The organism is Rhodococcus sp. P4_C10, assembly GCF_056402135.1.
On sequence record NZ_JBFUHZ010000040.1, the window covers coordinates 34612 to 60908 of the forward strand.

Below are 26297 nucleotides of genomic sequence, written 5' to 3' on the forward strand. Positions count from 1 at the left end.
TGCTCGGTGCGAGCACGATGATCCTGTCTGCCTCCCGGTCCGGTTGGCGAGGGGCCAGGCCGCCACATTTGCGGCCGATCTCGCCATCCCTACCGTGGTCGGCCGAACTGTCGGCGGTACTCGGCGGCGCTGATGCCCACTCGCTCGACGAACAGCCGGCGCAGCGCGCCCGGGTCCTGGTAGCCGATCCGGCGCGGAATGTCGCCCAGCGGCACGTCGGTCTCGGCGAGGAGCTGCTTGGCGGCCCGGACCCGGGCCTCCAGCAGGAAGGCCAACGGCGACCGGCCGGCCTCGGCGCCGAACCGGCGCAGCAGCGTCCGGCCGCTGACGTGGAACTCGCCCGCCAACCGCGACAGGTTGTACGGCTCCTGCAGGTGCTCGACCAGCCACCGCCCGACCTCGTCGGCGAACGGCCCGCCGGCCGCCGGCACCATGGCCTCGACGATGTACGGCGCCTGGCTGGTCCGGTTCTCGGACACCAGCGTCACCCGGGCGGTGGCGGTGGCGACGTCGTCGCCCAGGTGTTCGCGAACGAGGGCGGTCGCGAGATCGAGTGAGGCACTGAACGCCGCCGTCGTGGTGATGTGCCCGTCACGGACGATCAGCGACTCCACGCACAGCGTCGTGCGCGGATGGCGCCGACCCAGCTGCGAGGCGTACAGCCACGAGGTGGTCGACCGGCGCCCGTCGAGCGCCCCCGCAGCCCCCAGCAGGAATGCGCCGACGCACACAGACGCGATCCGGGTACGACGCACCGCGGCCGCGCGGAGGAAGTCGACCTCGCGTTCCCATCCGGCGAGTCGGGCGTCGGTGTCCTCGGCGGGGACGAACTCGAATCCGGGCACCACGAGCAGGTCGAACCCGTGGTGCCACCGTCGCACCCCGATGGGGAACCCGCCGGCCGCGTCCACCGGGGAGTCCGACGCCCCGATCACCGACACCTCGAACAGGTCCGCGGCCTCGACACCGCGCTGCCGGGCCACGCGGTTGGCGATGCGGAGGATGTCGGAGAAGACGAAGATCTCGGCCGCGAAACAGCCCTCGTAGGCCAGGATTCCGATCCGCATGGCCGCCATTGTTCACCAGCGACACAGGCAGCGCGCACGAGTGCGCAGCGCCTACTGGCGGCGGCGGATCCGCCCGACCAGCAGCAGGGCCACCAGGGTGACGGCGAGCAGCAGCGTGGTGTCGGCGGCGGCCTGGAACACCTGCCCGCGGTCGGTGAGCCCGAAGATGGTGACCGGCAGGGTCTTCCAGGTGGCCGGGTACACCATGACGGTGGCGCCGAGTTCGCCCATCGACAGGGCGATGGCCAGGCCGGCGGCGGCGCCGAGCGCGGGCAGCAGCAGCGGCAGGGTGATCCGGGTGAGCACCCGCGCCGGGCCGGCGCCGAGCGATTCGGCGGCCTGCCGGTAGGCGGGGTCGATCCGGTCCAGCGCCGCGGACACCGCGCTGAACGCGAACGCCAGCACCAGCACCGTGTGCGCGAGGATCACGATCCACTTGGTGCCACCCAGCAGCAGCGGCTTCGAGTTGAAGGCGATCAGCAGGCCGAGGCCGATCGCCACCGACGGCACCGCGATCGGCAGGTGGAAGACGGCGTCGGTGCTCTTGCGCAGCCAGGCCGGGGCCTCGCGGGCGGCCAGCGCCGCCCAGGTGCCCACGAACAGCGCGATCCCGCCGGCGATGAAGGCGGTCTGCAGGCTCACCGAGAGGCTGGCCAGGTTCTCGTTCGAGAGCGCGGCGCCGAGGTTCTCGCCGCCCAGGTCCGACGGCAGCGGCCCCGTCCACGCCCCGGCGAGGGCGGCGGCGATCACGGTGGCGATCGGGGCGACGAACACCACCGCCACCACCAGCGCGAACACGGCCAGCGCCGCGCCCCTAGCGCGCGTTGTCCACAGCAGCACGGCTGCCTCCCATCAGTCGGGCGAAGAGGAATCGGTAGCCGCAGTACAGGGCGAGTGACAGCGCCACCTGGACGGTCGCGATCACCGCGGCGCCGGGCAGGTCGAAGGTGACGATCCCGCGGGTGTAGATCAGCACCGGCAGCGTCACCACGTCCTTGGCGCCGGTGAACAGCACGATGCCGAACTCGTTGAGCGTCAACAGCAGCACCAGCGAGCCGCCCGCCATCAGCGCCGGCCACGCCTCCGGCAGCACCACGGTCCGCAGCACCCGCAGCGGCGACGCGCCCAGGCTGGCGGCGACGTCGAGTTGTTCACGCGGCATCTGGGTGAACGCGGCGAGCAGCGGCCGGACCACGAACGGGGTGAAGAAGGTGATCTCGGCGGCGATCACGCCCCACGGGGTGGCCAGGAAGTTCAGGGGCCCGGACTCGGCGCCGGTGATCCGGGCGATCAGCGCGTTGACGGCGCCCGCGGTGCCGTAGAGGAACGTGAACGCCAGCGTGATCAGGAACGACGGCAGCGACAGCACGGTGTCGATCAGCCGGCCCACCACCCGCGAACCGGGGAACGGCACGAACGCCAGCACCAGCGCGAGGAAGGTGCCCAGCACCAGGCAGCCGAGGGTGGAGAGCGCGGCCACCTCGACGGTGCGCCACAACGCATTGCGGAACATCGACGACGCCAGGACCGAGCCCCAGGTGGACAGCCCGCGCCCCTCGTCGGTGACGGTGGACTCGGCCAGCACCCGGGCCATCGGGTACACCGCGAACCCCAGCACCAGCAGCAGCGGCGGCAGCGCCCACGCGACGGGCCGCCAGTTCCGCGGCGCCTTCCGCGTCGGCTGCGGCGCGTCCAGTCGGGGCGCGTCGAGGACGGCGGTCACGACGCGGACCCGGGCTCGGGCACCAGCACGGCGCCGCCGTCCGGGCAGCGAACCCCCACCGCGGTGCCCACCGGCCGCTCGTCGTGCCCGGGGACGTCGACCTCGATCGGCGACTCGGGCAGCCCCACCAGGGCCACCGAGAGCCGGGTGGTCGAGCCGCGCCACACGCTGCCGACCACCCGGGCGGCCAGGGTGCCGCGCTCGGACGGCGCGGTGAGGGTGACCGCGTGCGGGCGGATGCACAGCAGGGCGCCGGTGTCGGACTCCCACTTGGTCCGGCCGATCGCCGGCTGCGGGGCCAGCGCGGTTACCGGGGTGCCGCCCACCGAGACCAGAGCGGAGGTGCCGATCACCCGGGTCACAGTGCAGGGCAACAGGTTCGCGCCGCCGAGGAAGGCGGCGGTGAAGCTGCTCGGCGGACGCTTCCAGAGGTTCTCCGCGGTGTCGACGTCCACCAGCCGGGCGTCGCGCATCACGGCGATCCGGTCGGCCAGCGCCAAGGCCTCGCTCTGGTCGTGGGTGACGTAGAGCATCGCGGTGTCCGGCAGCGCCGCCCGCAGTTGCTGCAGCTCGGTGAGCATGCTCTCGCGCAACTTCACGTCGAGCGCGGCCAGCGGCTCGTCGAGCAGCAGGACGCCGGGCCGGATGGCCAGCGCCCGGGCGATCGCCACCCGCTGCTGCTGCCCGCCGGAGAGCTCGCGCGGAAAGCGCTTGCCGTACGCGGACATTCCCACCATGGCGAGCGCGTCGGAGACCCGCCCGCCGATCTCGCCACGCGGCACCCGCTGCGCGCGCAGCCCGAAGGCCACGTTCTCGGCCACCCGCAGGTGCGGGAAGAGCGCGTAGGACTGGACCACGACGCCGAGCCCCCGCCGGGCCGGCGGCAGGTCGGTGACGTCCCGCTCGCCGAGGCGGACGCCGCCGGAGACCGGCCGGACGAAGCCGGCCAGCGCCTTGAGTGCGGTGGACTTGCCGGACCCGCTGGGCCCGAGCAGCGCCACCGTCTCGCCGGGGGCCACCCGCAGGTTGAAGTCGATCAACGCGCGGGTGGCGCCCTTGCCGCGGCCGTAGGCCACGTTGACGCGGTCGAAGGTGATCGCGGGTGCGGCGGCGGAAGTGGCCGCGGCGCCACGGGTCCCGGTGTCGGCCGAGCCGGTGGCCCGGCGCAGGCTCAGTCGTGCCATGTCAGTTCCCGGTGGCCTTCTGGTAGGCGGCGACGTCGCCGTCGAGCTCGGTGATCACGGTGTTCCAGTCCGGCGTCCAGACGGTGACGCCGTCGAGCAGGCCGGCCGGGGTGCCCTTGTCGGTCACGTCGCCCGCGGACTGCAGATCGGAGCGGACGGAGACGCCGAGCGCGTCGGGTCCGACGGTGCGCTGCGCCTGCTCGGAGAGCAGGAACTCCATCAGCTTCCGGGCCTGCTCGGCGCGCGGCGCGCCCTTGGCCAGGCCCATCACGTACGGCAGGGCGACGGTGGTGCGGGCGCCGGCGGCGTCGGCGGGGAAGAAGACGGCGAACTTGGAGCCGTCGCCGGAGATCGAGGCGAGGTTCATCTGGACGTCGCCGTTCGCGACCAGCAGCTCGCCGTTGCTCACCTTCGGCTGCAGCTTGCCGGTGGACGAGGACGGGCCGACGTTGTTGGCCTGGAGCTTGCCGAGGTAGTCCAGCGCGGCCGGCTTGCCCATCAGGTGCTGCAGGAGCAGCAGCACCGCGGTGCCGTCACCGGCCTGCCCGGGGGTCGAGTACTGCAGCTTGCCCTGGTACTGCTCGGTGAGCAGGTCGTCCCAGCGGACAGGCGCCGGGTTCGCGCCCGGGTTGGCGATGAACGAGAGGTAGTTGTTGACCACCGGCACGTACCGGCCGGCCGGGTCCTGCTCGGCCGCGGGCACCGCGGAGGTGTCGATGCCGCTGGGCTGCAACAGGTCCTGGGCGGCGGCCTTCTGGATGAACGGCGGCAGGGTGACGACGAGGTCGGCCTGCGGGTTGGACTGTTCCTTCTCGACCCGGGAGACCACCTCGCCGGAGCCGGCCTCCACCAGGTTGACGGCGACGCCGGTCTCCTTGGTGAACGCGTCGAACTGGGTCTTGTACCACCCGGCGAGCCCGTCGGCGCTGTAGACGGTGACGGTCTCGGTGCCGGACCCTGCGGCGGTGCCGGTGCCACCGCACGCGGTGGTCACGGTGAGGACGGTCGCCGCGAGGGCGACGGCGGCGAGGCTGGAGCGGAGGCGCATCGGATTCCTGACTGTGGGTGAAGGAGTCGAGCAGGGGCAGGGGTGGTGCGGTGACGGGATGTCTGGGGTCGGGTCAGCGGTTCAGCAGCAGGTCGGCGAACTCGCGGACCGAGGGCACCACGTGGGTGGCGCCCGCGGCCCGCAGCTGCGCCTCGTCGTGGGCGCCGGTGAGGGTGCCCGCGACGACGCCGGCGCCGGCGCGCAGCCCGGTGGTCACGTCGCTGGCGGTGTCGCCCAGCACGGCAACCTCTTTCACGTCGTCGATGCCGAGACGCAGCAGCGAGGCGAGGACCAGGTCCGGGTAGGGGCGGCCGCGGCCGGCCTCGGCGGGGGAGAGGGTCAGGTCGGCGAGGCCGTGCCAGCCGAGGGCGGCGAGCAGCTTGTCCTGGGTGCCGCGGCTGAAGCCGGTGGTCAGCGCGACCTTGATGCCGGCCTCGCGCAGCGCCGTGATCGACTCGGCGGCGCCGGGGATCGGCGCGGCGTTGCCCTCCTCGACCAGGCGGTCGTAGGCGGCCTCGAAGGCGGCGTTGGCGGTGTGGGCGCGGTCCTCGTCCCCGAACAGGGCGCGGAAGACGACGATCTTGGACTGGCCCATGGTGTCGAGGACGTACTGGCGGGCGGCGTCGGCCTCGGGGCCCTGCGGCGGCAGCCCGCCCGCCTCGGCGGCGGCGGCGAAGGCCTGCAGGACCAGCCCGTCGTCGGCGACGGTGGTGCCGGCCATGTCGAGCACGGCGAGGGTGATGCGGGAGGTCACGGTGACTCCTGGGGGGTGAGAGGTGTTGGTGGGCGGTGCCTCGGTGGTGTCAGAGGCCCAGCTGGTCGGCGGTCTGCTCGGCGAGGGCGGGCCCGAGGGTCATGCCGCGGCCGCCGGGACCGGCGACCACCCAGACGTTGTCGGCGGGCCGGCCGCGGTGCACCAGTTCGCCGGTGTCGCGGCACTGGCTGTAGACGCCCGCCCAGCGCTTGACGATCGGGGGCAGCCGGCGGCCGAGCAGCTCCTCGGTCACGCCGGTCAGGTGCCGGTAGGGCGCCTCGTCCACGTCGAAGTCGAACGGCTCGTCGTACTCGTGGGTGTCGCCGATGGTCAGTCCGCCGTGCAGGCGCTGCACGCACAGCAGCTGCATCCGGTGTGCCTCGGCGGTCGGCGCCTGCGGCTGCGCGGTGCGCAGCGCGTCGAGCGCGGTGCCGGCGAATCCGGGGTAGTAGCGCAGGCTGTCGCCGTCGGCGATCGCGGTGGTCAGCGCCTCGCCGAGCGGGGCGGTCTGCATCATCTGCAGACGGACGCGACGCAGCGGCAGCTCGCCGGCGAGGTCGCGGGCCAGCCCGCCGAGGGTGGCGCCGGGGCAGACGACGGCCAGGTCGGCGTCGAAGGTGCGGCCGTGGTCGTCGCGGATGTGCACGCCGTTCTCGTCGCTGCGGACCTCGCGGGCCTCGGTGGAGGCGTGGAAGGCGTAGCGCCCGCTGGCCTCGAGGTGACGGCGGATCGCGGGCAGGGCCACGCGGGACTCGACGGCGCCGTCGCGGGTGCAGTGCAGGCCGGCGAGGAACTTGCCGCGCAGCGCGGGGTTCGCCGCGAGCACCTGGTCCGGGTCGAGCAGTGCGAAACCGCGGGCCTGCGCGTCCGGGCGGGCGACGGCCTGCTCGGCGACGGCCACCTCCTCGGGGGTGCGCAACAGCGTCATCGACCCGGCGGCGCGGAACCCGACCCCGGGCACCCGGGCGGCGAGGTCCGCCCACAGCTCGCGGGACCGCAGGGCGGCCTCGAGCTCGTGCTCGGCCCGCCCGGACACCCACACCAGGCCGAAGTTCCGTACCGTCGCGCCGCGTGCCTCGGGTTCGCGCTCGAGCTGGACGACGTCGTGTCCGCGGCGGATCGCCTCGTCGGCGTGCGCCGTTCCGAGGATTCCTCCACCCACAATTGCAATTCGCATGGGCAGATCGTGGACTTTGGTCTAGACCAGAAGGTGACCTCTTGGTGAACGGCGGGACAACGGCGGCAAAAGATTGGTACAGACCAATTTCGGGTACGCTGACCCGCATGAACGAGCAAAGGATCGGTGCCGTCCCCGCCGTCGTCGCACGTGGGTGCGGGCGCCGGTGAGGGTCGCGGAGGCCGCTGTGAATCTGCCCAAGGCCGCCCTGGTGCGCGCCGAACTCGAGGCGCTGCTCGTCGGGCTCGAGGAGGGCGACGCCGTCCCGGCGGAGCGGGAGCTCGCGGTCCGCTGCGGGGTGTCCCGGGAGACCGTCCGGCAGGCCCTGCACGAACTCCTCGTCGAGGGCCGGGTCGAGCGTCGGGGCCGCGGCACCGTCGTCGCCAGTCCCAAACTCGTGCAACCGCTCTCGTTGCGCTCCTACACAGAGGGGGCACTCGGCCAGGGGCGGGTGCCCGGCCGCGAGCTGGTCTCGCTCGGGCGGGTCCGGGCGGACGAGGAGCTGGCGGCGGAGTTGGACCTGCCGGTCGGGTCCCAGGTCGTCCACCTGGAGCGGGTGCTGCTGGCGGACGGCAACAAGATCGGGCTGGAGAGCACGTACCTGCCGGCCCGGCGGTTCGGGGAGTTGGCCGAGACCTTCGACCCCTCGGGGTCGCTGTACGCGGCGATCCGCGCGACCGGGGTGGTGTTCACCTCGGCGACCGAGCGGATCGAGACGGTGCTGGCGTCACCACGCGAGGCCGCGCTGCTGGACTCGGCCACGTCCATGCCGGTGTTGTTGCTGCACAGGACGTCCCTGGACGCCGAGGGCGTGCCGATCGAGCGGGTCCGGTCCCTGTATCGCGGCGACCGGGTGGCGTTCGTCGCGACGTTGCGCGAGTAGGCGGCTCCGCTGCCTGTGCGCACTTTTGGTGGCTCCAGGTACCAAAGTGCGCACAGGCGCGAAGTGCCACCACCGCCGACGTGCGCGGGCTCTACTGCGCTGACTGGGGCGAGATGCCGAGCATGTTCAGTATCCCTTCCGGGCCTCCCGCCGATGCGGCGTCGATGCCGCGGGCGACGTAGGTGTGGGCGACGCAGACGTCCTCGATTGATCCCATGCGAACCTCCGGGGGTGACGTTGCGCTCGCACCGGCGAGATGTCCGCTGGGTGTTCAGGATTCGCGCATTCGTGGCCACGGGCGGCCCGCCCGGCGCTCTATGTCGAGGTTGAACCGTTCGAGCATCGCGGCGAAGGCGGCGACGTCGTCGGGTTCCCAGTCGGCCATCACCCGGTCCAGCCCGGCGACGTTGCCGGCCCGCTCGGCGTCGAGGCGTTGGCGGCCCTCGGCGGTGATCCGGAACTTGCGGGCCATCCCGCCGTCGGGGTCCGGGATGCGTTCGACCAGGCCGGAATTGAGCATGGCGCTGCTCTGGCGGCTGATGGTCGAGGTGTCCAGGATGAAGGCCTCGCTGAGTTCGCCTACGGACATCGGGCCGTCGATGCAGAGTCGGCTGAGCAGGGCGTAGGCGCTCGCGTCCAGGTGGCCCTCGCCGCGGCGGGGGCGGGTGAGGTGCCGTCCGAGCAGCATGGTCTCGAACTCGATCCGGTTCGTGGGCTTGTCCATGCGGGTCCTTCCGTCGCCCCGGCCCGGGGCGCGCTGCGCGTTTTGTCCGCATTGCACGATACATGCCCATTGCATGGTGCAGACAGTTTGCATCATGCAATAGATGTGTATTGTGCACACTCTGTGTATCGAGCACATCGGTGCCACCCGTGAAGTCGAGGAGATCGCCCGTGTCAGGTCCGAGTCCAACCGCCAACCCGAAGGGCCTCGTCGGTGTGCTGGCGTTCACCGGCATCGTCGCCGCGCTGATGCAGACGCTGGTCGTCCCGCTGATCGCCGACCTCCCGCTCCTGCTCGACACCACCGCATCGAACGCCTCCTGGGTGATCACCGCGACCCTGGTCGCCGGCGCGGTGTGCGTCCCGATCACCGGCCGGCTCGGCGACCTCTACGGCAAGCGGCGCATGCTGCTCGTCTGCACGGTGCCGTTGATCCTGGGTTCGGTGATGTGTGCGCTCGCGACGTCCGTGGTGCCGATGATCGCCGGCCGCGCCCTGCAGGGCATGGGCATGGGCCTGATCCCGATCGGCATCAGCGCCCTGCGTGACCTGGTGCCCAGGGAGAAGCTGAACACGTCGATCGCCCTGATGAGTGCGTCGATGGGCATCGGCGGCGCGCTCGGCCTGCCGATCGCCGCGGCCGTCACGCAGAACACCAGCTGGCGGGTGCTGTTCTGGGGCGCCGCCGTCCTCAGCGTCGTGATCGCCGGGCTGATCTGGAAGATCGTGCCCGCCACCCCGATCGACCCCGACGCCGGCAGGTTCGATCCCATCGGCGCGGTCGGCCTCGGCGTCGGCCTCGTGTGCCTGCTCCTCGGCGTGTCCAAGGGCGCGGTCTGGGGCTGGAGCAGCGGGACCATCGTCGGACTCTTCGTCGTCGCGATCGCCGTCCTGCTGGCCTGGGGCTGGTGGGAGCTGCGCACCAGTGATCCGCTGGTCGATCTCCGGACCACCGCGCGTCCGCAGGTGTTGCTGACCAACGTCGCCGGCGTGGTCGTCGGCTTCGCGATGTACGCGCAGTCGCTGATCCTGCCGCAGCTGTTGCAGCTGCCCGAGGCCACCGGATTCGGTCTGGGACAGTCGATGCTGGCGATGGGCCTGTGGATGGTGCCGGGCGGCCTGGTGATGATGGCGCTCTCCCCGGTCGGCGCCAAGCTCTCCTCGGCGCGCGGGCCCAAGGTGACCCTGATCGTCGGTGCCCTGATCATCGCGGTCGGCTACGCCTCGTCGATGCTGCTGATGGGCACGGCCTGGGGCCTGATGATCGTCGCCGCCATCTGCGGCGCCGGCACCGGCTTCGCCTACGGTGCGATGCCGGCCCTGATCATGAGCGCGGTCCCGCACTCGGAGACCGCCGCGGCCAACGCCTTCAACACGCTCAGCCGGTCCATCGGCACGTCGATCGCCGCCGCCGTCGTCGGCCTCGTCCTCGCCCAGATGAGCGTCCAGGTCGGCGAGTACACGCTGCCCACCGAGAACGGCTTCCGGACCGGACTGCTGCTGGGCTGCGGCGTCGCGCTCGTCGCCGCCGTCGTCGCCGCGTGCATCCCGACAGGTCGACGGGCGCCGGAGGTGCCGACCGTCGGGTCCGAGGACGAGCTGGTGTCCGCGCGGAGCTGACCTGCAGCCGAACCACCCGGGCCCGGCGGACATCCCTCGTGGAGGTTCGCCGGGCTCGTCCGTTCGGGCACTCGCGTGGCGCGTAGCCTTGCACCCATGTCTGTGCGCACCCAGCTCCGCCCCGGAAACGTCTCGCCGACCCTCGCCGTCCCCGCCAAGATCGAGCGGCCGGAGTACGCGTGGAAGCCGACCGTCAACGAGGGCAACGAGCCGTGGGTGCAGACCCCCGAGACGATCGAGAAGATGCGGGTGGCGGGCCGGATCGCCGCGCAGGCCCTCGCGGAGGCGGGCAAGGCGGTGGCGCCCGGCGTCACCACCGACGAGCTGGACCGGATCGCGCACGAGTACATGTGCGACCACGGCGCCTACCCGTCCACGTTGGGCTACAAGGGTTTTCCCAAGTCGTGCTGCACCTCGCTCAATGAGGTGATCTGCCACGGCATCCCGGACTCCACGGTGATCGAGGACGGTGACATCGTCAACATCGACGTCACCGCCTACATCGACGGCGTGCACGGCGACACCAACGCCACCTTCCTGGCGGGCGACGTCTCCGAGGAGCACCGGCTGCTGGTCGAACGCACCCGCGAGGCCACCATGCGGGCCATCAAGGCGGTCCGGCCGGGCCGCGAACTGAACGTGATCGGCCGGGTGATCGAGGCTTACGCGAACCGCTTCGGCTACGGCGTGGTGCGCGACTTCACCGGCCACGGCATCGGTGAGACGTTCCACAACGGACTGGTGATCCTGCACTACGACCAGCCGAACGTGGACACGGTCATCGAGCCCGGCATGGTCTTCACCATCGAGCCGATGATCAACCTCGGCACCCCCGACTACGAGATGTGGGCCGACGACTGGACCGTGGTCACCGCCGACCGCAAGTGGACCGCGCAGTTCGAGCACACCATCGTGGTGACCGAGACGGGTACGGAAATCCTCACCCTCCCGTGAAGGGCGCACTGCTCGTAGCCGGGACGACCTCCGACGCCGGCAAGAGCGTGCTGGTCGCCGGGCTGTGCCGGATGCTGGCCCGGCGCGGCGTCTCGGTGGCGCCGTTCAAGGCGCAGAACATGTCGAACAACTCCGTCGTCACCCTCGACGGCGGCGAGATCGGCCGCGCCCAGGCCCTGCAGGCGCAGGCCTGCGGGCTCGCGCCCAGCGTCCGCTTCAACCCGGTGCTGCTCAAGCCCGGCAGCGACCGCACCTCGCAGCTGGTGGTGCGGGGCCGCGCCGTCACCACCGTCGGCGCCCGCGACTACGTCGAGCACCGGCAGTGGCTGCGCGAGGTGGTCGCCGAGGAACTGGCCGCGCTGCGCGAGCAGTACGACGTGGTGATCTGCGAGGGCGCCGGCTCGCCCGCCGAGATCAACCTGCGGGCAACGGATCTGGCGAACATGGGGCTGGCGCAGGCCGCGCAGCTGCCAGTGATCGTGGTCGGGGACATCGACCGCGGCGGGGTGCTGGCCCACCTGTTCGGCACCGTGGCGGTGCTGGACGCGGCCGACCAGGCGCTGATCACCGGGTTCGTGGTCAACAAGTTCCGCGGCGACGTGGGGCTGCTCGAACCCGGGCTCGAGCAGCTCCGGGTGATGACCGGCCGGCCCACGCTCGGCGTGGTGCCATTCGCCGAGGGCCTGTGGATCGACGCCGAGGACTCGCTGTCCACGGTGGCCGACGCGCCCGTCGGCCGGCCCGGCCCGCCCGTCGGGCAGGCGTGGCTGCGGGTGGCCGCGGTGCGGCTGCCACGGGTGTCCAACGCCACCGACGTCGAGGCGCTGGCCTGCGAGCCCGGGGTGTCCGTGCACTGGGTGACCGAGCCGTCCCGGCTGCAGGACGCGGACCTGGTGGTGCTGCCCGGCAGCAAGTCCACCGTCACGGACCTGGCGTGGCTGCGGTCGAGCGGGATCGCGGACGCCCTCACCGCCCGGGCCGCGGCCGGCCGGCCGATCCTCGGGATCTGCGGCGGCTACCAGATGCTGGGCCGCACCATCGTCGACGACGTCGAGTCCGGGTCCGGGGCCGTCGACGGGCTCGGCCTGCTCGACCTGGACGTCGAGTTCGCGGCCGAGAAGGTGCTGCGGCAGGCGACGGGGACCTCCGAGCCCGGGGTCCCGGGCGCGGCAGTCGCGGTGTCCGGCTACGAGATCCACCACGGCCGGGTGGTCCGCACCGGCGACGCGCCGTTGCTGCGCGGGGCCGACGGCGTCGCCGAGGGCAGCGTCCGCGGCGCGGTGCTGGGCACCCACTGGCACGGGCTGCTCGAGTCCGACGGATACCGTCGCGCGCTGCTGACCTGGGTCGCCGGGCAGACCGGCCGCGCGTTCACCGTCGCGCCGGACACCTCCGTCGCCGCCGAGCGCGCCGCCCAGCTGGACCTGCTGGCCGACCTGGTGGAGCGGCACCTGGACGTGGACGCGGTGCTGGCGCTGATCAGCGGCGGTGCGCCCCAGGGTCTTCCGGTCCTGGAGCACTTCCTGGCGGTGGGGGAGTAGCCTCGGCCGGCTCACCGAGCGGTGGCCGAAGTGCGCGGCCCACTGCGCGGGTGACGCGTCGAAACGCCGGTTCCGCAGGGTTGGGTCCGCGAGAAGCCGCACGGCCGAGGACCTTTCGGCCGCCGAGCGGCCGGCGGCGACGGTCCCGGCGGTGGCTCGGTCCGGAGACGGAGACCGGGATTAGTCGGTCACGGCGTCGCCCGGCGCAGCGCGGCCCAGGACACCCCGATCGCCAGTACGGCCAGCGCCAGCGGCAGCACCACCATCGGCACCGCCCGGTTCACCTCCTGGAACCAGGCGCCGATGCTCGGCCACGCCCGCGCCCAGGTCACCAGGACGGCCGCCAGCGAGAGGCCGCCGAGGACGGTGACGCCGGCAGTGAGCACCCCGGTGACCTTCCAGCGCTGGTAGACGGCGCCGGCGGCCAACGCGACCGCGGCGACCAGCAGCAGGTTGGCGAACAGGGCGAGGAACTGCAGGGCGGGGCTGTCGGTGAAGTAGTGGGAGAGGCCGAACATCCGCATCCGCACGCCCCATCCGTCGGTGGCCGCCTCGACCACCGACAGGAGGTAGAGCGCGAGGGCGAAGACGACGGACTGCGCCAGGGCCATCAGCGCGGTGGCGGTGAAGAACTCACGGCGGGTGACGCTGAGGCCGAGCGCGAACGGGAACGTCTGCGTCATCGCCTGCAGGTAGAAGGCCAGGACGAAGCCGTAGACGGCGAACACGCTGCCAGTGAAGTTGTCGTCCTGGTCCGACTGCAGCAGGGCGAAGATCACGTAGCTGATCAGGAACGAGCCTGCGAGGATGCCGACCGGCCAGGCGATCAGCAGCGGCCAGGCCACGGTGTGCAGGCGCAGCGTCGCTCCGATCCGGGAGCCGGCGGTGGCGTCGTCGCGGACGGGCACGGTGGCGGTGGGGGAGTCGGTGATCACCGGGTCGGCTCCTTCGTGGCGGTGGTGCTCCGGATGACGAGTTCCTGCAGCGACGCGGGTTCGAGCGTGACGCCCTCCTCGCGGAGTCGGGCGACCTCGGCGCCGGACGCGGTGCGGCACACGGTCGCGCGGGCCTGCTCGCCGAGCGACTCGCGGTGCAGCACGGTGGCCCCCGCGCTGAATGCGTCCACGGCGGCGGCCGGGCCGGTAGCGACGACGGCGCGTCGGCGCAACGCGTCGGCGTCGTCGTCCATGATGATCCGGCCCCGGTCGATGACGACGACGTGCTCGAGCAGGTTGGCGACCTCGTCGATGAGGTGGGTGGACAGTACGACGGTGCGCGGCTGCTCGGCATAGTCGGCGAGCAGCCGGTCGTAGAAGAGCTGCCGGGCAACGGCATCGAGGCCGAGGTAGGGCTCGTCGAAGAGGGTGAGCGGGGCGCGGGATGCGAGGCCGATGACCACCCCGAGTGCGGAGCGCATGCCGCGGGAGAGCTTCTTGACCTTGCGGCCCAGGGGAAGTTGGAAGTCGTCGAGGAGTTGGTCGGCGAAGTCGCGGTCCCAGCCGGGCAGCAGGTGCCGCGCGGCGGTGAGGACGTGCCGCACGCACAGGTCCTCCGGGTAGGACTGGCTCTCCCGGATGAAGCAGAGGTTGCGCAGCACCCGGGGGTTCTCGAACGGCGTCTCGCCGAACACCTCCACCCGTCCGGTGGTCTGCAGCGCCTGGCCGGTGAGGGTCTGCATCAGCGTGGTCTTGCCCGCGCCGTTGCGGCCGAGCAGGCCGTAGATCTTGTCGCGTTCGAGGGTGAGGGTGACGCCGTCGAGCGCGTCGACGTCGCCGTAGCGCATGCCGACCTCGCGCACGGTGACGACCGGTCGCTCGGCGAGGGCGGTGCGGTTCATCGGGTCTCCTCCCACTGGTCGAGCATGGTCTTGAGCTCGGGGATCGTCATGCCGAGCTTGTCGGCCTCGGCGACGAGCGGCTCGATGTACTGGCGCGCGAAGTGCTCGCGTCGCCGAAACCGGAGCGCGTCGCGCGCTCCTGGCGTGACGAACATGCCGATGCCTCGTTTCTTGTAGAGGATTCCCTCGGTGACCAGCTGGCCGAGGCCCTTGGCGGCGGTCGCCGGGTTGATCCGGTGGAACGCGGCGAGCTCGTTGGTCGACGGGGCCTGGCCGTCCTCCGGCAGGGTTCCGTCGATGATCGAGTTCTCGACCAACTCGGCGATCTGCTGGAAGAGCGGCCTGCCGTCGTCGATCACCGGAATGCCCACCGTCGCCGGCTCGCTGGTTCATTACTCATGTAATGAACCATAGAACCGGCGCGGCGGGGGCGCAACCCTTCGCGCACGGTTTTCCCGACCGGGGCGCGGCGGCGTGTACCGTCCGATGCCATGGAGTTGACGGAAGTGTCGGTCGGCGAGGTCGTCTACACCGTGCGCATGGACGGTCCCGAGAGTGCCCACGTGGTGGTGCTGCTGCCCGGCGCCGGCGAGGACGCTTCGGTGTTCGACGCCGTCTGCGAGCGGTTGCACGGCTCCGACCTGCGCACCGTGGTGCCCGACACGATCGACGGCCTCGACGTGGCGGGGGTGCTCGCCCTCCTCGACGCGCTCGGCCTGAAGTACGTCAACCTCGCCGGCAACCGGGAAGGCGCTGCGCTCGCCTGGCAGGCCGCCGCCCGCACCTTCGGCCGGTTCAAGAGCCTCGTCGTCGCCGACAGTCCGCACCCCGCGGTGGCCGGCGCCGACTGTCCCGCGGTGGAGGTCCCGTCCACGCTGGTGATCGGGGGGCCCGACGGCCGGCCCGACGCCGACGCCAGCGGCCGACGCTGCTACTCCGACTTCCGGGTCGTCGAACTCGACGGCGTCGAGTCGGTGCCGCGCGCCGCGGCCGCCGCGTTCGCCGCGGAGATCTCGCTGCGCACCAGCATGTGGTGAGTCGCTGCACGGGTGCTGACCGACGACTCCCGCATCGGGTCCTGCCGCAGACAGCGCACTAGACTCTGCCGGTGCTCGACACCGTCCCCGCCGCCTCCGACGACACGTCGGTCCGCTCGGCCCTGCGATCCCCCCGCCGGCTGACCACGGAGGCCCTGGCGGGCCTGGTGACGGCACTTGCCCTGATCCCCGAGGTGATCTCGTTCGCGGTCATCGCGGGCGTCGACCCCAAGGTGGCGCTGTACACGTCGTGCATCATGGCGATGACGATCGCGTTCGTCGGCGGCCGGCCCGCGATGGTCTCGGCCGCGGCCGGCGCCACGGCGCTGGTGGTGGCGCCGCTCGTGGCGTCGCACGGCATCGACTACCTGATCGCCGCGGTGTGGTTGGCCGGCGGGTTGCAGATCGTCCTCGCGCTGGCTGGGGTCGCGCGGCTGGTGCGGTTCATCCCGCGGTCGGTGATGATCGGCTTCGTCAACGCGCTCGCGATCCTCATCTTCGGCGCCCAGTTGAGGCACCTGTTCGATGTGCCGTGGCTGGTGTACCCCCTCGTCGCCGCGGGTCTCGCGATGGTCGTGTTCGTCCCGAAGCTGACGCGGGCGGTCCCGGCCCCACTGATCGCGATCGTGGTGCTCACCGGGGTCGTCGCCCTGTTCCACCTGGACGTGCCCGACGTCGCCGACCAGGGCGCGCTGCCGTCGGGGCTGCCCACCTGGATGATCCCGGACGTCCCCTGGACGTGGGAGACCCTCACGATCGTCGCGCCCTTCGCGCTCGGTCTCGCCCTGGTGGGTCTGCTCGAGTCGCTGCTGACCGCGAAGCTCGTCGACGACATCACCGACACCCCGTCGGACAAGACCCGCGAGTCCTGGGGGCAGGGCGTCGCGAACATGGCCGGCGCACTGTTCGGCGGCATGGGCGGCTGCGCGATGATCGGGCAGACCATGGTCAACGTGAAGGAGGGCCGGGCGCGCACCCGCATCTCCACGTTCCTCGCCGGGGCGTTCCTGCTGGTCCTGTGTGTGACGGTCGGCGACGTGGTCGGCGCGATCCCGATGGCCGCGCTGGTCGCGGTGATGCTGGTGATCGCGGTGACCACCTTCGACTGGCGCAGCATCGCGCCGCGCACCCTGCGGCTGATGCCGCGCAGCGAAACCTTGGTGATGGTGGTGACGGTCGTCGGCACCCTCGCCACCGAGAACCTTGCCGTCGGTGTCGTCCTCGGTGTGCTGACCGCGACGGTGGCGTTCGCGCGTCGGGTCGCCCACATGGCCTCGGTCGCCGCCGCCGACCGCGACCGGGACGGAGGGGTCGAGCGGGTGTACCGGGTCACGGGACAACTGTTCTGGGCGTCGAGCAACGACCTGGTCCGCCGGTTCGACTACGACGCCGACCCCGAGGCGGTGGTCATCGACCTGACCGACGCCGAGGTGTGGGACGCGTCGACCGTGGCCACGCTCGACGCGGTGCGCGAGAAGTACGAGGCGCGGGGGAAGTCCGTCCGGATCGTCGGCCTCGAGGGCGCCGGACTAGGCCGGCTCGAGCGTCTGTCCGGGCAGCTCTGACCGCTCGTCGCACCCGTCTCGCCGCTCGGCGCTCCGCGTGCCCGCGTGATTTGAACTCGTGGCCGCCGACGCGTTAACGTTCAGCAACGCCGAGTCCTGTGCGGCGGTAACGACCTCGTCCGGAAGGGACCTCGATGCGCGGCCCCGCAGCAACCGCCACCACGATGCACACGCGTGGTTGTTGTTGCATGCGTCAGCGCTGAGACGAGACCCCGCGCGACGGCCCATTCAAGGCCGTCCCGTACCCGAAGTGCGAATCCTCCCACCGGGCACCCACACGTCGCAGCGCCAGTAGCCCGCCGGTGCCCCGTGGGGAAAGGACCCGTTCCATGTCCGCCCGCTCACTCCCGATCATCGATCTGGAGAACCTCGACGTCGACGCTCTCCGCGAGGTCACGCACGAGATCGGATTCTTCTACCTGACCGGTCACGGCATCGACCAGCGGCTCACCGACGACCTGATCGCCGCTGCCCGCGAGTTCTTCGCGCTGCCCGAGGCCGACAAACTCGAGATCGAGAACAGCAACTCGCCGCACTTCCGCGGCTACACCCGCGTCGGCGGCGAGCGCACCCAGGGCTACATCGACTGGCGCGAGCAGCTCGACATCGGGCCCGAGCGTGCCGCGGTGGAGCCGATCGACCCGGCCCGCCCGTGGGACGTGCTGCACGGGCCCAACCTGTGGCCGGCGCGGGTCCCGCGGCTGCGCGACCTGGCGCTCGAGTGGTCGGCCCAGGCGCAGTCCGCGGGACTCCGACTGATCAGCGGATGGGCGGTCTCGCTCGGCGCGCCCGCCGACTTCTTCGACGCCGCGTTCGCCGACCCCGATCCGCTGCTGAAGATCGCCCGCTACCCGGGCCACGACGGCTCGGTCACCGACCAGGGCGTCGGCAGCCACAAGGACGTCGGGGCGCTGACCCTGCTGTACCCGGAGCCCGGCAGCGCCGGTTTCCAGGTGGAAACGGACGACGGCTGGCTCGACGTCGCACCGATTCCCGGACACCTGCTCGTCAACATCGGCGAGCTGCTCGAGGTGACCACCGGCGGTTACCTCAAGGCCACCGTGCACCGGGTGCTGCCGCCGGTCGCCGGCACCGACCGGGTCTCGCTGCCGTTCTTCCTCAACCCCGGCTACGACCACGCCCTGCCGACGGTGCCGCTGTCGCCCGAACTCGCGGCCGAGGCCGCCGGCGTCGGACCCGACCAGCACGGCGGCACCCTGCACGCCCGTTACGGACTCAACGCCCTCAAGTCGCGCCTGCGCGCGCATCCGAACGTCACCGAGCGGTACCACCGCGACCTGCTCGACCTGCCCGCCCTGCGCGGCTGACCCTCTCGACCCCACCGGAAGGTATCTCCCAATGTTCTTGCGCCGCACCGCTGTTCTCTCCGCCGCCGCCCTGCTCACCATCGGACTCGCCGCCTGCTCCTCGGGCGGTGGCGGGGAGAAGCTGGTGATCTCCGCGTCGAGCACGCCGCACGTCGAGATCCTCGAGCACATCGCCGACTCCGGCGCCCTCGGCGACGTCAAGCTCGACATCAAGCCCGTCACCGGCGAGATCGACCCCAACGAACTGCTCGTCGCCGGCGACGTGCAGGCCAACTACTTCCAGCACGCCCCGTACCTCGCCGACTGGCAGAAGCAGAAGGGCGTCGACGACCTCGTCTCCGTCGCCGACGTGCACCTCGAGCCGATGGGCTTGTACTCCGAGAAGGTCACCGCCGTCGACCAGATCGCCGACGGGTCGACCATCGCCCTGCCCAAGGACACCACCAACTTCGCGCGCGGGCTGTACCTGCTCGAGTCGGCCAAGCTGATCGAGATGGACGTGCCCTTCGCCGACGCCGACCTGTCCGTCGTCACGCAGAAGAACATCAAGGCCAACCCGAAGAACCTGAAGTTCGTCGAGATCGAGCGCTCCCAGATCGCCCGCAACCTCGGCGACCCGCAGGTCACCGCGGCCGTCATCAACTCGAACTACGCGATCGAGGCCGGCCTGGTCCCGGCCGACGACGCGCTGCTCTCCGAGAACGTCGAGAACAACCCGTTCGCGAACCTGCTCGTCGTCCGCGCCGCGACGGAGAACGACCCGGGCGTCAAGGCCCTCGCCGCCGCACTCGTCTCGCCGGAGACCGCCGCCTGGATCCAGGAGAACTATCACGGTTCCGTCGTCCCGGTTCACGCGGCCAACTGATGATCGTCGTCGAGAACCTGGTCAAGACCTACCCCGCCGCCGCCGGCGCGGGGGAGGTCTCGGCCCTGCGCGGCATCGACCTCGAGATCGCCGAGGGCGAGATCTTCGGCATCGTCGGGCCGTCGGGTGCGGGCAAGTCGACGCTGCTGCGGTGCCTGAACCTGCTCGAGAGCCCGACCAGCGGGCGCATCGTGCTCCGCGGCGACGACGTCTCGCAGCTGACCGGCGCCGGCCAGCGGCAGGCGCGTCGCCGCATCGGCACCGTGTTCCAGCAGTTCAACCTGCTGCACTCGCGGACGGTGCGGGCGAACATCGAGTTCCCGCTGGAGCTGGCCGGACTGGGCCGCACGCAGCGCCGGGCCCGCGCCGACGAGCTGATCGAGCTGGTGGGGCTGGCGGGCAAGGAGAAGGCCTTCCCCTCGCAGCTGTCCGGCGGCCAGCAGCAGCGGGTCGGCATCGCCCGCGCTCTCGCGTCGGAGCCGGACGTGCTGCTGTGCGACGAGGCGACCAGCGCCCTCGACCCCGACACCACCGACCAGGTGCTGGACCTGCTGGCCGAGCTGAACCGCAGGATCGGCGTCACCGTCGTGCTCATCACCCATGAGCTGGGGGTGCTGCGCCGCATCTGCACGTCCGCCGCCCGGCTCGACGACGGCCGGATCGCCGAGACCGGCCGGATCCTCGACCTGGTCGGCACGCCCGGCTCGGTCCTGGGGTCGGCGATCGTCCCGGTCGGGGACGATCCGTCCGCGGGGGACGGCGCGGACACGGCGCTGGTCACGACGATCGGTGACGAGGCGCACGGGCCGTGGCTCGCCCAGCTCGTGCGCAAGCTCGACGTCGACATCTCGGTGGTCGGGGGTCGCGTGGAACAGGTCGCCGGCGTCACCGTCGGCCGGCTGCGTCTGCGCTTCGGCCCCGACGTGGACCGGGCGGACGTCGCCGCGTTCGTGGACGCCCAGCCGGGTACCACCCTGGCCTGGGGCGAGGGACCGGAAACGATCGGCGCAGTGACGCAGGGAGCAACCGCATGAACAAGCTGACCTGGTTCGACTCGCTGCCCGAGGTGTGGGAGGCGACGCAGGAGACCCTCTACATGGTGTCGATCTCGTTCCTGCTCACCGTGATCGGGGGGATCCTGCTCGGCGTGGTGCTGCACGTGACCTCGCCGAGTGGGCTGTGGCCGCAGCGCGCCGTCAACGGCGTGCTCGGCGCGATCGTCAACATCTTCCGGTCGCTGCCGTTCCTGATCCTGATGATCGCCCTGATCGGCGTCACCCGGCTGATCGTCGGCACCGCGATCGGGCCGACCGCGGCGATCGTGCCGCTGACGATCGGCGCGATCCCGTTCTACGCGCGCGTGGTCGAGTCGTCGCTGCGCGAGGTCCCCGTCGGCCGCGTCGAGGCGGCGCAGGCGATGGGGGCGACCAACGGTCAGATCGTGCGCAAAGTGCTGGTGCCGGAGTCGGTTTCGTCGCTGGTGGCGGGCGCTACCCTGACCGTGGTGCTGCTCGTCGGGTACTCGGCGATGGCCGGCGTCATCGGCGGCGGCGGGCTCGGCGACTTCGCGATCGTCTACGGCTACCAGCGGTTCAACACGCCGGTGCTGCTGGTCGCGGTGGTGGTGCTCATCGTGCTGGTGCAGATCCTGCAGTCCATCGGCGACGGCGTCGTGCGGGCGTTGGCCCACAGGCGCTGACGCAGCCGTGCGTGGTTTGGCAGTCGGAGCTACCAAACCACGCAGACGACCTCGGCCAGCGCCGGGTGGATCCAGTACTGGCCGCGGGCCATGTCCTGGGCGCTGAGGCCGAACGACATCGCCTGGATCAGCGGCTGGATCACCGTCGACGCCTGCGCGCCGATGATGTGCGCGCCGAGCAGCCGTCCGGTGCCGCGCTCGGCGATCACCTTGCACAGCCCCTCGGTGTCCTCCATCGCCCAGCCGTACGCGACGTCCGAGTAGCTCTGCACCTTCACCGAGATGTCGAGGCCCTGCTCGCGGGCCTGCTCCTCGGTGAGCCCGACGTCCGCGATCTGCGGGTCGGTGAACACCGCGGCCGGCACGAACCGGTGATCGGTCTCGACCAGGTCGGCGTCCTCCGCCCACGCGCCGCGCAGCAGGTTCTCCTGCACCACCCGCGCCTCGTGGTTGGCGACGTGCTTGAGCTGGTAGGGCGAGGACACGTCGCCGAGCGCGAACACCCCCTCGGCGGTGGTGCGCTGGTACCGGTCGACCACCACGCGGCCGGTCTCGTCGACGTCGATGCCCGCCGTGTCGGCGCCGAGCCGGTCCCCGTTCGGGGCGCGGCCCACCGCGACGAGTAGGGCGTCGCCGGCGACCCGGCTGCCGTCCGCCAGCTCGATCTCCACGGAGTCGCCGTCGCCGCGCACCGMCGCGACCGGGTGCCCGAGGCGCACGTCCCACTTGGCGTGGGCCAGTTCGGTGAACCGGTCGGAGATGTCGCGGTCGAGGTGGCGGAGCAGACGGTCGCCGCGGCCGATGATCGAGACCCGGCTGCCCAGCGCGGAGAAGACGTGCGCGAACTCGGCGCCGATGAAGCCGGAACCCAGGATCACCAGGTGTTCGGGCAGTTCCGGCAGCCGCATGATGTCGTCGTTGGTGTAGTACCGGACGCCGCTGTCGCTCACCTCGGCGGGGACGATCGGCCGAGACCCGGCGGCGATCACGACCTGGTCGGCGGTGATCACCTCGCCGGTCCCGGTGTCGATCCGGCGCGGTCCGACGAACCGGGCGTGGCCGGAGTACACGGTGGTGTTGGGGCTCTCGTCCCGGCGGTAGCGCATGCCGCCCGCAGAGATCGGGTCGATCCGGTCGAACACCCGGGCCACGATGTCCGGCCAGCGCACCTTGTCCACGTGCGCGTCCACGCCGTACCGGCCGGCGTGCTCGACGGTCCGAGCGACGTCCGCGGCGTAGACGAACATCTTGGTGGGGATGCACCCGACGTTCAGGCAGGTGCCGCCGAAGACGCCGTCCTCGATGATCGCCACCTGCAGGTCCGCGAACCGGTCGTCGAGGATGGTGTTGCCGGAGCCGGATCCGATGATCGCGAGGTCGTAGTGGGTCATCGCCGATGCCCGTTCAGCCAGTCGAGCCACTGGTCCAGTTCGGTGAAGGCCTGCTTGCGCGGCGCCTCGGTGGACAGGAAGACGTCGTGCCGTGCGCCCTCGATCGGGACGATGGTGGTCCGGTCGCCCAGACACCCCGCCCACCGGGCGATCTGCGTCACGTCGAGCACCAGGTCCGCCGCGTCGGACTTCTCGGTGTACTTGCGCGAGACGTGGGATTCCTTGGACCGCAGGATGAGTGAGGGCACACCGACGTCCAGGCCGCGGTGCAGGCGGGCGTGCCCGGCCCGGATCGCGCGCAGCCAGCCGAAGGTCACCGGGAATCCGCTGAGCGGCTTCCACTCCAGGTTGTAGTCCCACTCGCCACTCGCGTCGCGGTGCAGGCTGCGGCCGTAGACGTCCGAGAGCGGCTGGCCGACCGTGAGCTTGTCCCGGATTCGGCCGATCGCGTCGACCGCGATCGTCCCGACGCTGCGCAGGTACGAGGGGCCCTGCAGGTCGAACCAGGGGCTGTTGAGGACCATGCCGGTCACCCCGGCACCCGCCACGCCCGCGGGCCGGGCCCGCACCCGGTCCATCCACAGCGGCACGATCAGGCCGCCGGTCGAGTGCGCCACGAGCAGGACGGAGCCCTCGCCGGTCCCGCCGGCGGCGTCCGCGTCGCCGCCGACCTCGGCACGCACGATCTCCAGCGCCCGGTCGAGTTCCTGGTCGTAGGACGTGAGGTCGGTCACAAAATGTGGGGTCTGGCCGGGGCGAAGTGAACGGCCGCACTTGCGCAGGTCGAGCGCGAAGAACGCGTATCCTTGCTCGTGGAAGTGCTCTGCCAGGTGTTCCTGGAAGAAGTAGTCGGTGAATCCGTGGACGTACAGAACCGCGCGGCCGTGCTCCGTCGCGGAAGGTCCTTGTGGGGGGTGGTACCGGACCAGGGTGGCCTCGACCGTGCCCTCGCCGTCCGGATCGTTCCCGAGGGGGATGCTGCATTGCTGGTAGGCGTCGCCGAGGACGTCCGGAGCCCATGTAGTCACAGATCACAATGTTAGTGGGCTGGTATCCGGTCCGCAGTGGCGCACAATTGGGTGGGGTCATCGGCGTTCCCATGCGCGGGTAACCTATCGGCTGCAGTCGGCGCGACTGCCCACTGCCAATGGACAAGGAAGTCGATTTTCCAGTGTCAGACAATAATGCGGTAGAGACCAAGACCGACGTAGTGCTCGTGGGTGCGGGCATCATGAGTGCCACCCTCGGGGCGCTCCTGCGACAGCTGCAGCCGGACTGGTCCATCAGTGTGTTCGAGCGGCTCGACGCCGCGGCCGCGGAGAGCAGCGACCCGTGGAACAACGCGGGCACCGGGCACTCCGCACTGTGCGAGCTCAACTACACGCCCGAGAACAAGGACGGCTCCGTCGACATCGCCAAGGCGATCAACGTCAACGAGCAGTTCCAGGTCTCGCGGCAGTTCTGGGCGCACGCGCTCGAGAACGGTGTGCTCACCGAGGCACGGGAGTTCGTCAACCCGATCCCGCACGTGAGCTTCGTGCACGGCGCGGACAACGTGAAGTACCTGCGCAAGCGCTACGACGCGCTCGCCGGGCACCCGCTGTTCGCGGGCATGGAGTACACCGAGAGCCCCGACGAGTTCGCCCGTCGCCTGCCGCTGATGGCCAAGGGTCGCGACTTCTCGGAGCCGGTCGCGCTGAACTGGTCCGACGGTGGCACCGACGTCGACTTCGGCGCGCTCACCAAGCAGCTGCTCAACCACGTCGCGTCCTCCGGTGGCACCGTCCACTTCGGGCACGAGGTGACCGGGATCTCGAAGCAGTCCGACGGCAGCTGGACGCTCAAGGTGCACAACCGTCGCACCCGCGCGAGCAAGACCGTCAACGCCAAGTTCGTCTTCGTCGGCGCCGGCGGCGGCGCCCTGCACCTGCTGCAGAAGTCCGGCATCGCCGAGGCCAAGGGCTTCGGCGGGTTCCCGGTCAGCGGTGCGTTCCTGCGCTGCACCAACCCGGAGCTGATCGACCAGCACCGGGCGAAGGTGTACGGCAAGGCCGCGGTCGGCGCCCCGCCGATGTCGGTTCCGCACCTCGACACCCGGGTGATCAACGGCAAGCCGGGGCTGCTGTTCGGCCCCTACGCCGGCTGGTCGCCGAAGTTCCTCAAGCAGGGCCGGCTCACCGACCTGCCCGGGTCGATCAAGCCGAACAACCTGTTCTCGATGCTCGGCGTGGGTCTGACCGAGTTGGGCCTGACCAAGTACCTGATCTCGGAGCTGATGCAGTCGCCGGAGGACCGGATCGGCACGCTCGGCGAGTTCGTCCCCGAGGCGCAGGGCAAGGACTGGGAGCTGATCACCGCCGGCCAGCGCGTGCAGGTGATCCGCCGCAAGGGCAAGGGTGGCGTGCTCGAGTTCGGCACCGCCGTCGTCACCGCCGGCGACGGCTCCATCGCCGGCCTGCTCGGCGCGTCCCCGGGCGCCTCGACCGCGGTCCCCGCGATGATCGACGTGCTGCAGCGCTGCTTCGGCGACAAGTTCGCCTCCTGGGAGCCGAAGCTCAAGCAGATGGTGCCCTCGCTCGGCGTCAAGCTGTCGGACAACGAGGCGCTCTTCCGTGAGGTCTGGGACTGGACGAACCGCGTCCTGGAACTGGGCACCGAGGAGATGGCCACCGCCGTCAACGCCTGACGTACACAGCTCTGCCGCTCGTGCGCGGTCGACGGGTCTCACCGGCCCGTCGGCCGCGCACGAGTGCGTTGTGGGCACGGGCTAGAGTCGTCACCACAACATCTCGTTCGCTGCCGCGGGGAATCCTGTGTGAATCAGGTACGGTCCCGCCACTGTGACGGTTCGTCGGCCCAGGCTCCGAACCGGAGTCAGATCACCGCGGCCGCGACGCATCTCGTCCGACTCCCGGCGCGGAAACCGGGCAGTGAAGGGAATTACGCTGTGGCACAAACCGGTTCAGGTATCGATCCGGGCTTCCCGTTCAGTGCGATCGTCGGTCAGGACCAGCTGCGGCTGGCCCTGACGCTATGCGCGGTGCACCCCGGCATCGGCGGTGTGCTGGTGCGGGGGGAGAAGGGCACCGCCAAGTCGACGGTGGTGCGGGCGCTCGCCGCGCTGCTGCCCCCCGTCGACGACGGGCGCCCCGCCCGGCTGGTGGAACTGCCCGTCGGCGCCACCGAGGACCGGGTGGTCGGGTCGCTGGACCTCGAGAAGGTGCTGCGGGACGGCGAACGCGCCTTCCAACCGGGCCTGCTCGCCGCCGCCCACGACGGTGTCCTCTACGTCGACGAGGTGAACCTGCTGCACGACCACCTGGTGGACGTGCTGCTCGACGCCGCCGCGATGGGCCGGGTGCACATCGAACGCGACGGCGTCTCGCATTCGCACCCCGCGCGCTTCGTCCTGGTCGGCACCATGAACCCGGAGGAGGGCGAACTCCGCCCGCAGCTCCTCGACCGCTTCGGGCTGGCCGTGGACGTCGCGGCCTCCCGCGACGTCGACACCCGCATGCAGGTGGTCCGTCGCCGGCTCGACTTCGAGGCGGACCCCGCCGGGTTCGCCGGCCGGTACGCGGGGCAGGACGCCGCCCTGGCGCGCCGGATCGCCGCCGCCCGGGCCGCCCTGCCCGCCGTCGCGCTCAGCGACACCGAGCTGCGCCGCATCGCCGCGCTCTGCGCGTCCTTCGACGTGGACGGCATGCGCGCGGACCTGGTGCTCGCGCGCACCGCGACCGCGCACGCCGCCTGGCGCGGCGCCGACGCCGTGGCCGAGGAGGACGTGCGGGTGGCCGCCGAACTGACGCTGCCGCACCGGCGTCGCCGCGACCCGTTCGACGAGCCCGGGCTGGACCCGCAGCAGCTCGAGGACGCGATGCGCGACGCCGCGGAGCAGGCC

The 26297-nt window shown here is 71.4% G+C and carries 26 protein-coding genes and 1 riboswitch; of the genes, 12 read left to right on the forward strand and 14 right to left on the reverse strand.

The window, feature by feature from the left end:
• Positions 1-89 precede the first annotated feature (89 nt).
• The 7 genes from AC1DWC_RS21235 to AC1DWC_RS21265 form a co-directional block, all read right to left on the reverse strand.
• A complete protein-coding gene (locus AC1DWC_RS21235; RefSeq protein WP_477911231.1) occupies positions 90-1067 on the reverse strand; it encodes a GlxA family transcriptional regulator in 978 nt (325 codons plus the stop codon).
• Positions 1068-1118: 51 nt separating this feature from the next.
• A complete protein-coding gene (locus tag AC1DWC_RS21240; protein WP_477911233.1) occupies positions 1119-1907 on the reverse strand; it encodes an ABC transporter permease subunit in 789 nt (262 codons plus the stop codon).
• Positions 1882-2790, reverse strand: coding sequence for a 2-aminoethylphosphonate ABC transporter permease subunit (locus AC1DWC_RS21245; protein WP_477911235.1), 909 nt, complete (start codon positions 2788-2790; stop codon positions 1882-1884). The genes AC1DWC_RS21240 and AC1DWC_RS21245 overlap by 26 nt, the downstream gene beginning before the upstream one ends.
• A complete protein-coding gene (locus AC1DWC_RS21250; RefSeq protein ID WP_477911237.1) occupies positions 2787-3974 on the reverse strand; it encodes an ABC transporter ATP-binding protein in 1188 nt (395 codons plus the stop codon). Before AC1DWC_RS21250 ends, AC1DWC_RS21245 begins: the two co-directional genes overlap by 4 nt.
• A gap of 1 nt (position 3975) precedes the next feature.
• Positions 3976-5022 carry a 2-aminoethylphosphonate ABC transporter substrate-binding protein gene (locus tag AC1DWC_RS21255; RefSeq protein WP_477911239.1) on the reverse strand — a complete coding sequence of 349 codons (1047 nt, stop codon included), beginning with the start codon at positions 5020-5022 and terminating at the stop codon, positions 3976-3978.
• A gap of 73 nt (positions 5023-5095) precedes the next feature.
• Positions 5096-5776, reverse strand: coding sequence for a phosphonatase-like hydrolase (locus AC1DWC_RS21260; RefSeq protein WP_477911241.1), 681 nt, complete (start codon positions 5774-5776; stop codon positions 5096-5098).
• Positions 5777-5825: 49 nt separating this feature from the next.
• Positions 5826-6953 (reverse strand): TIGR03364 family FAD-dependent oxidoreductase, encoded by a 1128-nt coding sequence (locus AC1DWC_RS21265; protein WP_477911243.1) that lies wholly within the window; start codon positions 6951-6953, stop codon positions 5826-5828.
• A gap of 166 nt (positions 6954-7119) precedes the next feature.
• Between AC1DWC_RS21265 and AC1DWC_RS21270 the strand changes: the two genes are divergently transcribed.
• Positions 7120-7836, forward strand: a complete 717-nt coding sequence (locus tag AC1DWC_RS21270; protein ID WP_477911245.1) for a GntR family transcriptional regulator — start codon at positions 7120-7122, stop codon at positions 7834-7836.
• A 91-nt stretch (positions 7837-7927) separates the two neighbouring features.
• Here the strand turns inward: AC1DWC_RS21270 and AC1DWC_RS21275 are convergent, their stop codons facing one another.
• On the reverse strand, positions 7928-8053 hold the full coding sequence (locus AC1DWC_RS21275; protein ID WP_477911247.1) for a hypothetical protein: 126 nt from the start codon (positions 8051-8053) through the stop codon (positions 7928-7930).
• A gap of 54 nt (positions 8054-8107) precedes the next feature.
• Positions 8108-8560 carry a MarR family winged helix-turn-helix transcriptional regulator gene (locus AC1DWC_RS21280; protein WP_477911249.1) on the reverse strand — a complete coding sequence of 151 codons (453 nt, stop codon included), beginning with the start codon at positions 8558-8560 and terminating at the stop codon, positions 8108-8110.
• Positions 8561-8730: 170 nt separating this feature from the next.
• On the opposite strand from AC1DWC_RS21280, the gene AC1DWC_RS21285 reads away from it, so the two are divergent.
• From AC1DWC_RS21285 to AC1DWC_RS21295, 3 genes are all read left to right on the forward strand, one after another.
• Positions 8731-10179 (forward strand): MFS transporter, encoded by a 1449-nt coding sequence (locus AC1DWC_RS21285; protein WP_477911251.1) that lies wholly within the window; start codon positions 8731-8733, stop codon positions 10177-10179.
• 96 nt (positions 10180-10275) lie between these two features.
• Positions 10276-11133: a type I methionyl aminopeptidase gene (gene map, locus AC1DWC_RS21290; protein WP_477843067.1), complete on the forward strand. Its 858-nt coding sequence runs from the start codon at positions 10276-10278 to the stop codon at positions 11131-11133.
• Positions 11130-12674, forward strand: a complete 1545-nt coding sequence (locus AC1DWC_RS21295; protein WP_477911253.1) for a cobyric acid synthase — start codon at positions 11130-11132, stop codon at positions 12672-12674. Before map ends, AC1DWC_RS21295 begins: the two co-directional genes overlap by 4 nt.
• A 188-nt stretch (positions 12675-12862) precedes the next feature.
• Here AC1DWC_RS21295 and AC1DWC_RS21300 read toward each other — a convergent pair whose 3' ends face one another.
• The 3 genes from AC1DWC_RS21300 to AC1DWC_RS21310 are packed head-to-tail and all read right to left on the reverse strand — an operon-like array spanning position 12863 to position 14870.
• Positions 12863-13609 carry an ABC transporter permease gene (locus AC1DWC_RS21300; RefSeq protein ID WP_477911255.1) on the reverse strand — a complete coding sequence of 249 codons (747 nt, stop codon included), beginning with the start codon at positions 13607-13609 and terminating at the stop codon, positions 12863-12865.
• Positions 13606-14511, reverse strand: a complete 906-nt coding sequence (locus tag AC1DWC_RS21305) for an ABC transporter ATP-binding protein (protein ID WP_477911257.1) — start codon at positions 14509-14511, stop codon at positions 13606-13608. The genes AC1DWC_RS21300 and AC1DWC_RS21305 overlap by 4 nt, the downstream gene beginning before the upstream one ends.
• Positions 14508-14870 carry a GntR family transcriptional regulator gene (locus AC1DWC_RS21310; protein ID WP_477911283.1) on the reverse strand — a complete coding sequence of 121 codons (363 nt, stop codon included), beginning with the start codon at positions 14868-14870 and terminating at the stop codon, positions 14508-14510. The genes AC1DWC_RS21305 and AC1DWC_RS21310 overlap by 4 nt, the downstream gene beginning before the upstream one ends.
• Positions 14871-15002: 132 nt before the next feature.
• Between AC1DWC_RS21310 and AC1DWC_RS21315 the strand changes: the two genes are divergently transcribed.
• The 6 genes from AC1DWC_RS21315 (at position 15003) to AC1DWC_RS21340 (ending at position 21005) form a co-directional block, all read left to right on the forward strand.
• Positions 15003-15548, forward strand: coding sequence for an alpha/beta fold hydrolase (locus tag AC1DWC_RS21315; RefSeq protein ID WP_477911259.1), 546 nt, complete (start codon positions 15003-15005; stop codon positions 15546-15548).
• Positions 15549-15619: 71 nt separating this feature from the next.
• Positions 15620-17113 carry a SulP family inorganic anion transporter gene (locus tag AC1DWC_RS21320; protein ID WP_477911261.1) on the forward strand — a complete coding sequence of 498 codons (1494 nt, stop codon included), beginning with the start codon at positions 15620-15622 and terminating at the stop codon, positions 17111-17113.
• Between the two features lie 329 nt (positions 17114-17442).
• Entirely contained in the window at positions 17443-18441 is a 999-nt protein-coding gene (locus tag AC1DWC_RS21325; RefSeq protein ID WP_477911263.1) for an isopenicillin N synthase family dioxygenase, read from the forward strand.
• Between the two features lie 31 nt (positions 18442-18472).
• Complete coding sequence (locus tag AC1DWC_RS21330) at positions 18473-19306, forward strand: MetQ/NlpA family ABC transporter substrate-binding protein (RefSeq protein ID WP_477911265.1); 834 nt, start codon at positions 18473-18475, stop codon at positions 19304-19306.
• Positions 19306-20340 (forward strand): methionine ABC transporter ATP-binding protein, encoded by a 1035-nt coding sequence (locus AC1DWC_RS21335; protein WP_477911267.1) that lies wholly within the window; start codon positions 19306-19308, stop codon positions 20338-20340. The genes AC1DWC_RS21330 and AC1DWC_RS21335 overlap by 1 nt, the downstream gene beginning before the upstream one ends.
• The gene (locus AC1DWC_RS21340; protein WP_477911269.1) at positions 20337-21005 is read left to right on the forward strand and encodes a methionine ABC transporter permease; all 669 of its coding nucleotides are present in this window, start codon (positions 20337-20339) and stop codon (positions 21003-21005) included. The genes AC1DWC_RS21335 and AC1DWC_RS21340 overlap by 4 nt, the downstream gene beginning before the upstream one ends.
• A gap of 29 nt (positions 21006-21034) precedes the next feature.
• Here AC1DWC_RS21340 and mtr read toward each other — a convergent pair whose 3' ends face one another.
• Positions 21035-22396, reverse strand: coding sequence for a mycothione reductase (gene mtr, locus AC1DWC_RS21345; RefSeq protein ID WP_477911271.1), 1362 nt, complete (start codon positions 22394-22396; stop codon positions 21035-21037).
• Positions 22393-23424, reverse strand: coding sequence for an alpha/beta hydrolase (locus tag AC1DWC_RS21350; protein WP_477911273.1), 1032 nt, complete (start codon positions 23422-23424; stop codon positions 22393-22395). The genes mtr and AC1DWC_RS21350 overlap by 4 nt, the downstream gene beginning before the upstream one ends.
• Positions 23425-23543: 119 nt before the next feature.
• On the opposite strand from AC1DWC_RS21350, the gene mqo reads away from it, so the two are divergent.
• Both mqo and AC1DWC_RS21360 read left to right on the forward strand, forming a co-directional pair.
• On the forward strand, positions 23544-25082 hold the full coding sequence (gene mqo / locus AC1DWC_RS21355; protein ID WP_477911275.1) for a malate dehydrogenase (quinone): 1539 nt from the start codon (positions 23544-23546) through the stop codon (positions 25080-25082).
• A 94-nt stretch (positions 25083-25176) separates the two neighbouring features.
• A riboswitch (cobalamin riboswitch) is annotated at positions 25177-25342 on the forward strand.
• Position 25343: 1 nt separating this feature from the next.
• Positions 25344-26297: magnesium chelatase ATPase subunit I (locus tag AC1DWC_RS21360; RefSeq protein WP_477911277.1), on the forward strand; the 954-nt coding region annotated here is incomplete at its 3' end.